This window comes from Erwinia rhapontici, assembly GCF_012271765.1.
Classification (GTDB): Bacteria; Pseudomonadota; Gammaproteobacteria; order Enterobacterales; family Enterobacteriaceae; genus Erwinia; species Erwinia rhapontici.
In genome coordinates, this window is the sequence record NZ_VRKO01000007.1 from 38,361 (window position 1) to 50,533 (window position 12,173).

Here is a 12,173-nt window from a genome sequence, read left to right on the forward strand (position 1 = left end):
AATCAGTCGATTCCCAGCAGTGTGTTTATCTGCGTCTGGCTGACGCGGGCAGCGGCAAAATCATCAAACACGGTATCGGCCACGTTGATAATGTGACGACGGATAAACTCGGCCCCTTCCTGTGCGCCATCTTGCTTGTTCTTCAGACAGCACTCCCACTCCAGCGCTGCCCAGCCGGGATAATCGTACTGCGCCAGTTTTGAGAAGATGGCAGGGAAGTTCACCTGCCCGTCACCGGTCGAACGAAAACGTCCGGCGCGCTCTGTCCAGGACTGATAGCCGCCGTAGAGTCCCTGGCGCCCCGTTGGTATGAACTCGGCATCCTTCACGTGAAACATGCGGATGAAAGGATGATAGATATCGATAAAATCCAGATACTTCAGTTGTTGAAGAACAAAGTGACTGGGGTCAAACAGGATTTTGCAGCGGGGGTGGTGACCGGTACGCTGTAAAAACATCTCGAAGCTGATGCCATCGTGCAGATCCTCCCCCGGATGAATCTCAAAGCACAGATTCACGCCCAGCTCTTCTGCCTCATCCAGCACGGGTCGCCAGCGGCGGGCCAGTTCATCAAAGGCACTCTCCACCAGTCCCGCCGGGCGCTGGGGGAAAGGAAAGATATAGGGCCAGGCCAGCGAGCCTGAAAAGGTGCCGACATCTTCTAAGCCCAGACGCGATGCTGCCTTAAGGGTGGCCAGCAACTGTGTTTTCGCCCAGGCCTGTCGGGCCGACGGTTCACCGCGCAGCGCGGGCGGTGCGAAGCCGTCACACAGGGTGTCATAGGCGGGATGAACAGCCATCAGCTGGCCGAAAATATGGCTGGTCAGTTCACTGATCGCCAGACCGTGTTCGGCCAGGCGTCCCCGCAGGTCGTCGCAGTAAGTCTGGCTCTGCGCCGCTGTATTGACGTCGAACAGGCGACTGTCCCAGGCGGGGATTTGTAACGCCTTAAACCCCTTTCCCTGGGCCCAGGCGGCGAGGTTGTCGAGGGTATTGAAGGGATAAATATCGTCGCTGAACTGGGCCAGATGCAGGCTGGGACCTTTGAGCGTTTGCATGGTGTTTTCCTATTTGTTGTCAATCAACAAACAATAGGGGCGCGGCCTGTTTCTGGCAACCCGGGATCGCTGTGGCAGCACAAAGGGTTCATCTTCCTGTGACCGCCGTGATGGATTGCCAGTGGGTTTTTATAAAATATGCAGGATAATAGGCGCTGATTATCGCGACTTATCGGGAACATTATGGCAGGCAGACCAAGAGAATTTGACCGGCAGACGGCACTGGTTCAGGCCCGGGATCTGTTCTGGCGCCACGGCTATGAAGGCACTTCCCTGTCTGACCTCGTGGCGGCGCTGGGGATCGCCTCGGCACGTATTTATAAAGCGTTCGGCTCGAAAGAGCAGCTGTTCCGTGAAGCTATCGGCCATTACGAGCAGCAGGAAGGGGGATTTGCTGAACGCGCCCTGCGGCACCCTGATATCCAGGTGGCCATCAGAGAGATGCTGGAACAGGCCGTCCGTTTATATGCCCGCCCTGAGGCGCCGCTGGGCTGTATGGTGGTGTCGGCGACGGGCGCTTTAAGTGAAGACCATTCGCTGCTGAGTGAATGGCTGATGCAGCAACGCACCCGTCGCACCCGGGGGATCGTTGAGCGAATGCAGCAGGCGGCAGAGGCTGGGCAACTGTTAGCGGGAACCGATACGGAAAGCCTGGGAAACTATTACGCTACGGTGTTGCATGGCCTTTCTGTTCAGGCCCGTGATGGCGTCAGCCGTGAGGCACTATACCCGGTGGTGCGTTGCTCACTGCTGCTGTTGCAGAGCACGCGCACACCCGAATAAATCGCGATATCACGGATGGCCCGCCGCCTCCCTGCGTTTGCCATCTGTGATCCCGCTATTCTGTGGTGATATAGCGCTGTCGGGTTCTATCAAAATGGTAATCGACGGTGATATCGGCCTTCTCGCTGTAGCAGTTCAGCCACACCATTTTTCCTGTGTTATCACTCTCCATATTCTGATAAATCGCCGTCATAAAGAAGCCAAACTTACACGGGGGCCGCTGCGGGTTAATCGTCTGGTCAGTGTTGCCGGTTTTTTTATTGACGACACTGATGCTGTCGATGGCGATGCCATCCGTGCTGGCCTGATAGTGGCCAATAAAGCTGTGGGTCGCGGTTTGCCCCCAGAAAGGAATATCAACCAGCTGGCCAGTGACGCTGCCCTCGTTGGTATTGTCCAGCGAGGTGGTGTGCTTCAGTGCAACGGCATAGCGTTTTTCCCCCTGCTGCCAGTGTCCGGTCAGCGCTTCGCCCTTGCGCGTCAGGCGAAACGGGCAGGAGTGCGTATCAAAACCCTTTTGTGTTCCCTGAACCAGCGCACGGTCATAGTCCTCTGCACCATGAACTTCACAGAGTTCGAGCGCGTCAGCGGTGCGTTTACCGTATAGCGGGATGGGGGCATGATACTTATCGTAATAATAGCTGCCCTTGATGTTGAGCCCACTGCCATAGCTGTCGTATTCCTGCAATGACAGATGTATCGGCCAGGCGCCGAGCGAACCTTCATAGTTATCCACCACATACCATCCGGCGTGGGCGCTGCCGGCGAGTAAGAATGCGGCGATCGTCAGGCCTGTTTTCATCTTCATGGTTCTCTTTTCTTCCCTGTATTTTCAGTGGTGATGGCTGCCTGTTCATCGGTAACGCTGGCCTGTAGCAGCCGGGTCATGGCCTGTAAATTAGTGGATTGTGTGCCTTTACGCCAGATCAGCCAGATGGCAATTTTGCCGCGTCCGCCGCTAAGCGGGTAGGATCGTACGCTGTCCCTGCCGGGCATACTGGCCAGCATGCTGGCGGGGATCAGCGCCAGTCCTGCCCCGGCGCTGACGCAGGCGAGAATACCGTGGTAAGACTCCATCTCAAAAATCTTACCCGGTGCGGCATCTTCCCGTGAAAACCAGTTTTCAAAATGCCGGCGGTAGGAGCAGTTGGCGCGGAACGCGTAGATAGTTGAACCGGAGATACTGGCCGCGCTGGGTACCGGGGGATGATTCAGCGCGGCAATCAGCACCAGTTCTTCGGCAAACACCGCCACGCCCTCCAGCTGTGGATGCTTTGGCGGCCCGTCAACAAAGGCGGCACTGTACTGTCCGGCCAGCACACCATCGATCATATCCCCGGACGGGCCGGTGGTCAGATCCAGCTCGACCTGGGGCCAGGTTTGATGATAACGCGCAATCAGCGGCGGCAACCGCACGGCCGCAGTGCTTTCAATCGCCCCCAGGGTGAAAATGCCGCTGGGATGCTGGCCGGACACGCTCTGCCGCGCTTCTTCCGTCAGGGCCAGAATACGCTGGGTGTAGTCGAGGAACGTTTTGCCGCTGTCCGTAATGTACAGACGCAATTTTTCGCGCCGGAACAGGGCGCAGCCGAGTTCTTCTTCCAGCTGCTTCAGACGTGTGGAGATATTAGACGGCACCCTGTGTAGCTTTTCGGCCGCCGCCGTGACGCTGCCTTCCTCTGCAATGGCACGGAAAATTTCAAGCTGGGCTAATTCCATATCATTCTCTTTTTGAGCTAATAATTTTCTCTATTATTCATTTTAAAAGAATCTCTCGCAAGCCTATGATGACGGTATATCGCGTCGTTTGGGTGAATACGCGGCGCCACATTCTCTGTTTTCTGATAAGGCGGTCATCATGACAAATGTCTCTTCTGCGGTAGCAGTTTCACGTAATCCGGCGACGGGCGAGATCATTGCCCGTTATCCTTTCGCCAGCAGCGCGGATGTCAGCGAGGCGCTGGCGTCTGTTAACTCGGCGTTTCAGCAGTGGCGCCACAGTGCAATGAGCGACCGTGTGGCGTTGTTGCAAAACATCGCAGGCGGACTGCGTCAGCAGGCCCAGGCACTGGCCGATATGATGACCCGTGAAATGGGTAAGCCTGTCGATCAGGGGCTGGCTGAAGTGGAAAAAAGCGCCAGGTTGTGCGAATGGTATGGTGAGCATGGTCCGGCATTCCTCAAGCGTGAACCGACGCTGGTGGAAGGTAACAAAGCCTTCGTGGACTATCTGCCACTCGGCCCGGTGCTGTCCGTGATGCCGTGGAACTTCCCGGTGTGGCAGGTGCTGCGTGGTGCTGTACCCATCATGCTGGCGGGCAACAGCTATTTGCTTAAACCGGCACCGAACGTGATGGGCTGTGCGCTGTTATTGCGGGATATTCTGACGAATGCCGGTGTGCCGCAGAACTTATTTGCTGTCGTGAATGCTGACAATGACGGTGTGGCACAGGCGATCGGCGATAAACGTATTGCCGCCGTGACGGTAACGGGCAGCGTGCGTGCCGGTGCGGCCATCGCCGCGCTCTCCGGGGCCGCGATTAAGAAATGCGTTCTGGAGCTGGGAGGTTCCGATGCCTTTATCGTGCTGGCCGATGCGGATATCGATGCGGCCGTGAAGGGCGCTATCGCCGGGCGTTTTATGAACAACGGACAGATCTGTATCGCGGCAAAACGCATTATTGTGGAGGCGGCGGTGTTTGAACAGTTCAGCGAGAAATTTGTCAGTGCCGTCAAAGCGATGAAAATCGGCGATCCGCGTGAGTCCGGGATCTGGATTGGTCCGATGGCACGCTTCGACCTGCGTGACGAACTGGCCGCGCAGGTGCAGGCAACGTTGAAAGAGGGCGCCACGCTGCTGCTGGGCGGCCATGCGCTGCCAGGAGAAGGGAACTGGTATGCGCCAACGGTACTCAGTGATGTTAAACCTGGCATGACCAGTTTTACTCAGGAGCTGTTCGGTCCGGTGGCCTCGCTGATTGTGGCAGACGATGCCGCGCACGCCGTTGCGATGGCTAACGATTCTGAGTTCGGCCTGGGGGGCAGCCTGTGGAGCCGCGATCTGGCCAAAGCACAGCAGCTGGCATCACAGATTGAAACTGGAGGCATGTTTATTAACTCGCCAAGTTTCTCCGATCCGCGCGTGCCGATCGGTGGTGTGAAGAAAAGTGGCTTTGGCCGTGAACTGTCACACTTCGGTCTACGCGAGTTCACCAATACTCAGACGGTCTGGATTGAGTCCTGATCGTCTGCTGCTGCCGGGTAGTGGTTGCTGAGCCAGTGTTCCAGACCTTCCGGTGCCAGAGGGCGTGAGTAATAAAAACCCTGGATCTCATCGCAGCCTAAACGCTGCAATGAGGCCAGGGTTTGCTGATCTTCTACGCCTTCGGCCAGCACCACATAGTGCAGCTCTTTCAGCATGGTGATGACATGGCGGGCGATAACTTCGCTGGCCGGGTCGTGAGAAAGCTTCTGGATCAGCGATCGGTCCAGCTTTATCACATCCACCGGAATACGGCACAGCGTATTGATATTGCTGTAGCCGGAACCAAAATCATCCAATGCTATGCGGAAACCGCGCAGCTTAAGTTTATCCAGCCCCCGCCGTGCATCAGGATTCCCCAGTACCTGCTCGGTCTCAAGACATTCAATGCACAGATCGTCGGGATTAAGCCCGGCATTGAGCATCTTCTCTTCCAGCTTATCGGCAAAGTCCGCACGTGAAAAATCACTGACGCACAGATTCACCGAGGCCGGCAGGTTTAGCCCGGTACTGCGCCACTGACGCAGCTGCGCCAGGGTGTGGTCGATCACCCAGTCCGTTAACTCTTCCATCAGGCTGGTTTGTGCCACCAGCGGGATAAATTCATCCGGCGGGATATTGCCGAACAGCGGATGATCCCAGCGCAGCAGGGCTTCCAGTCCGACCGGTTTACCGTGCAGCAGGGAGATCTGCGGCTGATAAACCAGATACAGCCCTTTGTTGCCGCGCAGCGCCGCCGCCAGGTCATGCAACAGGCGGAAGTTCTGGCTGTTACGGCCATCACTGTCGGCATTGTAGGCCATGTAACTCTGCTTCAGCGTGATGGCTTCATGCAGGGCGCTGACCGCACGACGCAGCACTTCGGGGACCTGTGACTCAGCCGGAACAAAGCTCACCTCACCGAGGTGCGGTTTAGCATCAATCGTAATATTGTCAAAAATCTGGGCGCGTATGCCGCCAAGCCGCTTGCTGAGCTCACGGGCGCGGGCACCATTATTCTTGCCACTCAACAACGCAAAACGGCCAACCGCGACGGTATACAGCACGTCATCATCTTCCAGCTGCAGACGCGAACGCAGCATGGATGTCAGTTCTTTGAGCAGGCTTTCAACCGCATTCATTCCCACCGAACGTGCAATTTCATAAGCCCGAGGCATATCAATGCAGTCGATAAGGGTCAGATGATGAGTCTCATCGTTACCGGCCTGCTGCAACAGTTCGATATCTTTCAGCAGGCGCTGACGATTCGGTAACCGTGTCACCACGTCCTGATAACCGGCAATGTACCACGCATCCAGATAGCCGATGACCAGACCGGCTAACAGCTCCAGCAATTCAATTTTGTCATCAGAAAATGTCTGAGGTTTGACATCGGTAACACACAGGGTGCCGATGAGTATGCCATCACGATTACGCAGTGGAGCACCGACATAGAACCTTATAAAAGGCTCCCCAAGCGTCAGGGGATGCTGGCTGAAGCGCGGGTCACGATGCGTATCGTTGCATACCAGCACGGTTCCCAGCGCCAGCGTATGGCGGCAAAAAGCATTCTGCAGTGACGTTTGTTTAAGGTCGAAGTTACAGGATGCTTTTATAAACTGATTCTCGTCATCGAGAATGGAGACAAAGCTGCCGGGGATGCCCAGCAGTTCACTGGTCAGCCGGGTAAATTTTTCGAGAATATCATCACGGTCCGCATCATCGGCCTTCAGCATCTCAAGGGCCGCCAGGCGTTTAGCCTCGTCGCTACAAAAAGTCCCGCTCATATTCAGATTCGCTTTCCAGATTATCGGCCGTGAAGCGGGGCCAGGCTAGGATCGGTATCGGCGGTTTTTAGCCAAACTTTATTGATTACATGACGAAATTGTTTAATCAATAAAAATGTGTAAAAGAAGCGAAAAATATCAGAGGGATACAGGCAGGATGCGCCTGACGTGCGCTGCTCTCTCAGAGGAGCCGGCGCAATACAGGCACGTGCTGACGCACATTCTGCGGATAACCTTGTGCAAAAGAAGCGTGAACATGTTGAGTAACCTGTCGTGTATCCTGAATGGTGTTTCCATTTGGATGATGTTGCGGGCCTGCTTTACGCCAGCGTGCAGCGGCTGTTTAAACGGGTGTTGTAATCTTTCTCTTATAAGGATGCGACTATGAGTGATTTCCCTGACATTTCTATCGGCATGCTGTTGTTCCCCGGATTAACCTCGCTGGATTTGACCGGACCGTATGAGGTTTTTGCCTGTGCGCCTGGGGCGAAAGTCCACCTTATCTGGAAGACCCTCGACCCTGTCATCTCCGATCGCGGGCTGGCGATGCTACCGACACAGACCTTCGAAAGCTGTCCGCCGTTAGATGTGATTTGCATACCTGGCGGTCCGGGGCAGATAAACCTGATGGACGATGACAGCACGCTAGCGTTTATCAGGCACCAAAGCCAGCAGGCCAGGCTGGTGACGTCCGTCTGTACAGGCTCCCTGATCCTGGGGGCGGCAGGGTTGCTTCAGGGATATAAAGCCACGTCTCACTGGTCATCGTCCGACCAGCTTGCTCTTCTGGGCGCTGAACCGGTCAGTGAGCGTGTGGTTCGGGATGGTAATCGTATTACCGGTGCGGGCGTGACGTCGGGCATCGACTTTGCGTTGTATGTTGTGGCGGAACTTTACGGCGTTGAAATCGCACAAAACATTCAGCTGGGTCTGGAATATGATCCCGAGCCCCCCTTTAATAGCGGATCTCCGCATTCTGCACCGCAAGAGCAGGTCAGACAGATGAGAGAACGGCTTGCCCCCTTTATTGAAAAGAGACGATTAGCGACGCTGAAATCGGCGGGCAGACTGAAAGGGTAAACCTGTTTTCTTCCGGGTGTCAGGAAAGGCGGTGTTGAGGTGATTAAACTTGCAGAGAATATTGGCTCGTCGCCATACTCTGATTCTCAATTTAACATAATTAACGTTATGCGAACGTATGCTATTGATTTGTAACTAATTGTTTGATGTGGTTTTAATCTGTTCAGCCAGCGTTGTTATGGCTTCATTCAGCCGTTCAGGGACGAGTTTGTAGAATACCCAGTTCTTGATCCGTTTCGACGTCACAATACCTGCTTTTGAAAGTGTGTGAAGATGGCCTGTGACCGTCGGCTGACTCAGGCCGATTTTCTCAGTGATAAACCCAACGCATACCCCATCCAACACCAAATCACCGTCCTGCTGCTCTGGAAAATGTGCCCGTGGATCAGCCAACCACTCCACGATTATCCACCGCTGTTCATTGCCGAGAGCACGAAATATGTCGGCCATTGCTGTCGCTTGCTTGTTCATATAGCCAAACACCTATATAGTCTTTTTCATATACACTTGATGGAGAATATTATGACAAATCACCACCTGAGGGCAACGGACAACGTAAATCTGAAGGACATTTTCCTCGCTGCTCAACGTATTAAAACAACAATATGCAGAACGCCGCTGGAGTATTCGCAAGAGTTGTCAGCGCTTGTGGGGGCAGAAGTCCGGCTTAAGATGGAAAATCTCCAGCTAACCGGTAGCTTTAAGCTAAGAGGTGCTGCCAACGTGCTTGCCAGCCTTGATGCAGAACAGCGACGCTCTGGGGTTATTGCCCCGACGGCGGGAAATCATGGGCTGGGTCTGGCCTGTGCAGGGAAAATAGCCGGTATTCCGGTGACTATCTGCCTGCCGCAGTCGGCAGACCCGATGAAGGTTGCAGCAATGAAGGGCTATGGTGCTGAGGTCAGGTATTTTGACGGGATCGAAGAGGCCAGGCTGGCGGCGATTGCCGCTGCTCAGCACTCTGGGGCGACGTTTGTCTCGGCCTATGATAATCCGCATATGATCGCTGGTGGCGGCACCGTCGCGCTGGAGATTCTGGAAGACTGGATGGATGCTGAGGTGATCCTCGTCAATATCGGTGGCGGCGGGTTGGCCGCAGGCATTGCGACGGCCATCAAAGCCATTAATCCCGCAGTTGAAGTGTGGGGCGTACAAAGCGAAGCAAGCCCGACGTTCGCCCGCTGGAAAGAGGCGAATGATACTGTCTCTGTTACATTAGCGCCATCTGTTGCCGAGGGCATCAGTGGCTATATAGAACCGGGGACGATGACCTGGCCAATTATCCGTGATTATGTTGATCGCGTAGTAACCGTCTCTGAAGCTGAAATCAAGGCAGCGATGCATTTAATGCTCAATCTGCATCGTCACGTTGTCGAACCTTCAGGTATTCCGGCCGTTGCGGGAGCACTTCGCTATGCGAAAGCGCTCAGGGAGCGCAAAACGGTCTGTGTAGTCACGGGCAGGAATATATCAGGCTCACGTTATCTCGGCTTACTGAATGAAGCGACAACCTGAGGAAAGGTTGACGGCTCTGCAGAACACGGTGGTCAGTGTTCTGCACAGTGTCTTTTGAGGATTAAAGGGCTTTGCTTAAGCTGATTTAAGGTCCGACAAGAGAGCCTGTCGCGCAGGGTTTCTTGTCATCCTCCTCGTCATCGTGGCGTACAACGATTCAAATCCTGCCGTAAGTTCCGTTGTTCTTTCCATGTAAAGCGTCATGGTTGAATGATGAGAATAGGTATTAGTTCAATTTAATTCTTGATAAATCACAATGAGATTGATTTTTTTTGAACAAAAGTCAGAGGTTTTCCTCTGTTGTTTTTTATATATTAATTCCAATTGAAGCAGGAGCTTACGTAACGAGCAATGGAGGGTGATTATTGTCGGAATATTATTTCAAAAAAACGATCAACATGAGTTTTTACAATTATAAATTTGGCTAAATAAAGACACTTAAGATCTACTTAAAATCAGATAAAGTTATTTTGTTGAAAGTGTTAAATAAACTGAAGTAAATTACACCCTTAATGAAACGATTTTTTACTTTTCTTGTTTCTGATTTTGAATGAATTTCAAAGGGAAAAATATGAATATTACGCAACGACTTATGTTGACTTTTTTTCTTATGTCAACAGCGCTATTGGCGGTCGCTATCACGGCAATAATTTTACTCTCGGGTTTTCAGGGCCGTTTTGAGGCTGTGCAGAGCAATGCGATACCCTCTATCAAAGATCTCAGTCAGTTAGTTGAAAAAAGTCACCGCTTGATGCTGACACTTTATCAACATCAGAGCCAGACTGATAACAGCAAAATGCCGCCCATTGAAACGAATCTTCAGAATCGTTATTCCGAACTTAAGTCGCTGACTGACCATTATCTCGAAAATGACATCTCCTCTGATGAAGACAGAAGAATGACAAATATTGCTTATGGATATATTGAGGCGATTGGCAAAAAGCTACCGGAATTTCTGTCTGCGTCACGGGAACATCATGATGATGTCACATTGAGTCTGATTGAAGGAAATAGTGGCGTCGGTCAGTCAATCAGAGCACTTACGGAGACCTATAAAAAGCAGTTTGCGCTGAATGTGGCTATTGGGGATGGGCTGCGTGAAGTAAATCATAAGACTTATGAAAGAACACTATGGGGACTCAGTTTAGGTGTCCTTGCGGTAATCCTGATCCTGGGGACTTTTGCTATAAAGGTGATAGTCGGTATACGCCGGAGTCTGCAAGGCATTCGTGAGACGATGACAGAGGTCAGTGAATCACTGGACCTCACGATTGTGGCCGATGTCAGAAGGCATGACGAAATAGGGACCACGGGCAGTGCATTTAATGCACTGATGAAACGTGTTTCCGAAGCACTCACATCGGTCAGTTCTGCCTCTCATTCGGTCAGTAGTGCTTCAGCTCAGATCGCAGCGGGCAACGAAGATCTGTCTGCACGTACGGAAGAACAGGCTGCATCTTTAGAACAAACGGCATCCAGTATGGCTGAACTCAGTGAGACCGTCAGGCAGACGGCAGACAACACCCGGCAGGCGAGTCTTCTGGCTGATAGTGTGAATGAACTGTCAGAAAAAAATGCCGACTCACTGCATACAATGATGGGCACTATGGAGGGGATTCGCAACAGTTCGCGCAAAATAACCGACATCATCACTCTTATCGAGGGTGTTGCGTTTCAAACCAATATTCTGGCGTTGAATGCGGCGGTCGAGGCTGCACGCGCCGGCGAGCATGGTAAAGGGTTTGCGGTAGTGGCTGGTGAAGTCAGGAACCTGTCCCAACGCTCCACGACGGCAGCACGTGAGATTAAAGAGCTGATTGATAACTCGTCGTTACTGATCGAAACGGGTGCGGATCAGGCAGAAGATGTAAGTAAAAACATGATGGTCATGAAGGGTGCGATCAGGCAGGTCACGGATCTGGTAAACGAAATCGCTGCAGCGGCATCCGAACAAAGCCAGGGGATCACTCAGGTACATCAGGCTGTCAATCAGATGGATGATGTAACCCAGCAGAACGCAGCCCTGGTAGAAGAGGCCTCCGCAGCTTCTCAGTCTCTGGGCGAACAGGCGTCTATGCTGTCACAACTGGTTGGAGAATTCCGGCTTAATAAAGCACCTGAGCGGTATGAGAGCAGTGTTAACAGGAACCTGCCATATATACCTCCCTCCTCAAATTTGTCAGCCAGAATAAAACCATCGTCAGTGACGACGGAAGAGGATAACTGGCAGAGTTTTTAATGTTTACTTTTTATGAGCGGTAAATATCATGCCGCTCATGCTTTTCGGGGAAATATGAACAATATTGATAATAATCACAATCATCTCATCCTGCATGAGGAACTGCTCTTCACGTTCGAACATATGGTGACGCTTATTCATCAGATGTCAGACAGCCAGTATCAGTCAATGGATATCTATATCAACAACTGTAGTCATTTGCATACCCAGTATCTGGAAGCGAGAAAAATATTATCCTCTGAAGGGTTTAATGATTATATCATCAGGTGTGATTCACAACTCTATTACAATCTGCAAAGCATGATCCTTTCTTTTAAAGTGATTTCAAATTTAATCAGTAATTTGAGTGAAATTATCAAGAAAAAACAGCAGTAAATTAATTGCACCAGCCAGGTGGTTGAGCAATAATATGCCTTAAGGTTGCAGCTCAAGTTGACCTGATGAATAATGCTCTGTATCTGTCTCCGTAT

11 protein-coding genes are annotated in these 12,173 nt (G+C 52.4%); 5 read left to right on the plus strand and 6 right to left on the minus strand.

From position 1 onward, the window contains the following. Nucleotides 1-2: 2 nt before the first annotated feature. Nucleotides 3-1,058, minus strand: a complete 1,056-nt coding sequence (locus FVB43_RS04955; protein WP_167863492.1) for a sugar phosphate isomerase/epimerase family protein — start codon at nt 1,056-1,058, stop codon at nt 3-5. Nucleotides 1,059-1,241: 183 nt separating this feature from the next. On the opposite strand from FVB43_RS04955, the gene FVB43_RS04960 reads away from it, so the two are divergent. After that, nucleotides 1,242-1,841, plus strand: a complete 600-nt coding sequence (locus tag FVB43_RS04960) for a TetR/AcrR family transcriptional regulator (RefSeq protein WP_167863493.1) — start codon at nt 1,242-1,244, stop codon at nt 1,839-1,841. 55 nt (nt 1,842-1,896) lie between these two features. Here FVB43_RS04960 and FVB43_RS04965 read toward each other — a convergent pair whose 3' ends face one another. After that, nucleotides 1,897-2,649, minus strand: a complete 753-nt coding sequence (locus FVB43_RS04965) for a hypothetical protein (RefSeq protein ID WP_242462106.1) — start codon at nt 2,647-2,649, stop codon at nt 1,897-1,899. Beyond that, on the minus strand, nt 2,646-3,560 hold the full coding sequence (gene ptrR, locus FVB43_RS04970) for a putrescine utilization regulator PtrR (RefSeq protein WP_133846752.1): 915 nt from the start codon (nt 3,558-3,560) through the stop codon (nt 2,646-2,648). Before ptrR ends, FVB43_RS04965 begins: the two co-directional genes overlap by 4 nt. Nucleotides 3,561-3,699: 139 nt before the next feature. Between ptrR and FVB43_RS04975 the strand changes: the two genes are divergently transcribed. Then, a complete protein-coding gene (locus FVB43_RS04975) occupies nt 3,700-5,085 on the plus strand; it encodes an aldehyde dehydrogenase family protein (RefSeq protein WP_167863494.1) in 1,386 nt (461 codons plus the stop codon). Here the strand turns inward: FVB43_RS04975 and FVB43_RS04980 are convergent. Beyond that, nucleotides 5,061-6,869: a sensor domain-containing diguanylate cyclase gene (locus FVB43_RS04980; protein ID WP_167863495.1), complete on the minus strand. Its 1,809-nt coding sequence runs from the start codon at nt 6,867-6,869 to the stop codon at nt 5,061-5,063. The genes FVB43_RS04975 and FVB43_RS04980 overlap by 25 nt on opposite strands. A 384-nt stretch (nt 6,870-7,253) precedes the next feature. Between FVB43_RS04980 and FVB43_RS04985 the strand changes: the two genes are divergently transcribed. Continuing rightward, nucleotides 7,254-7,949, plus strand: coding sequence for a DJ-1/PfpI family protein (locus FVB43_RS04985; protein ID WP_167863496.1), 696 nt, complete (start codon nt 7,254-7,256; stop codon nt 7,947-7,949). Between the two features lie 135 nt (nt 7,950-8,084). Here FVB43_RS04985 and FVB43_RS04990 read toward each other — a convergent pair whose 3' ends face one another. Then, nucleotides 8,085-8,420 carry an ArsR/SmtB family transcription factor gene (locus FVB43_RS04990; RefSeq protein WP_167863497.1) on the minus strand — a complete coding sequence of 112 codons (336 nt, stop codon included), beginning with the start codon at nt 8,418-8,420 and terminating at the stop codon, nt 8,085-8,087. 51 nt (nt 8,421-8,471) lie between these two features. Between FVB43_RS04990 and FVB43_RS04995 the strand changes: the two genes are divergently transcribed. Continuing rightward, nucleotides 8,472-9,464 (plus strand): threonine ammonia-lyase, encoded by a 993-nt coding sequence (locus FVB43_RS04995; protein ID WP_167863498.1) that lies wholly within the window; start codon nt 8,472-8,474, stop codon nt 9,462-9,464. A gap of 571 nt (nt 9,465-10,035) precedes the next feature. Continuing rightward, a complete protein-coding gene (locus FVB43_RS05000) occupies nt 10,036-11,703 on the plus strand; it encodes a methyl-accepting chemotaxis protein (protein WP_167863499.1) in 1,668 nt (555 codons plus the stop codon). A 3-nt stretch (nt 11,704-11,706) separates the two neighbouring features. On the opposite strand, the gene FVB43_RS05005 is transcribed toward FVB43_RS05000, so the two are convergent. Continuing rightward, nucleotides 11,707-11,844 (minus strand): hypothetical protein, encoded by a 138-nt coding sequence (locus tag FVB43_RS05005; protein WP_167863500.1) that lies wholly within the window; start codon nt 11,842-11,844, stop codon nt 11,707-11,709. Nucleotides 11,845-12,173 lie beyond the last annotated feature (329 nt).

Bases quoted from the DNA above. Each gene is read 5' to 3' on its own strand.
- FVB43_RS04995 (WP_167863498.1), top strand. From the start codon at position 8,472: ATGACAAATCACCACCTGAGGGCAACGGACAACGTAAATCTGAAGGAC.
- FVB43_RS04985 (WP_167863496.1), top strand. From the start codon at position 7,254: ATGAGTGATTTCCCTGACATTTCTATCGGCATGCTGTTGTTCCCCGGA.
- FVB43_RS04990 (WP_167863497.1), bottom strand. From the start codon at position 8,420: ATGAACAAGCAAGCGACAGCAATGGCCGACATATTTCGTGCTCTCGGC.
- FVB43_RS04980 (WP_167863495.1), bottom strand. From the start codon at position 6,869: ATGAGCGGGACTTTTTGTAGCGACGAGGCTAAACGCCTGGCGGCCCTT.
- FVB43_RS04975 (WP_167863494.1), top strand. From the start codon at position 3,700: ATGACAAATGTCTCTTCTGCGGTAGCAGTTTCACGTAATCCGGCGACG.
- FVB43_RS04965 (WP_242462106.1), bottom strand. From the start codon at position 2,649: ATGAAGATGAAAACAGGCCTGACGATCGCCGCATTCTTACTCGCCGGC.
- FVB43_RS04960 (WP_167863493.1), top strand. From the start codon at position 1,242: ATGGCAGGCAGACCAAGAGAATTTGACCGGCAGACGGCACTGGTTCAG.
- FVB43_RS05000 (WP_167863499.1), top strand. From the start codon at position 10,036: ATGAATATTACGCAACGACTTATGTTGACTTTTTTTCTTATGTCAACA.
- ptrR (WP_133846752.1), bottom strand. From the start codon at position 3,560: ATGGAATTAGCCCAGCTTGAAATTTTCCGTGCCATTGCAGAGGAAGGC.
- FVB43_RS05005 (WP_167863500.1), bottom strand. From the start codon at position 11,844: ATGAATAAGCGTCACCATATGTTCGAACGTGAAGAGCAGTTCCTCATG.
- FVB43_RS04955 (WP_167863492.1), bottom strand. From the start codon at position 1,058: ATGCAAACGCTCAAAGGTCCCAGCCTGCATCTGGCCCAGTTCAGCGAC.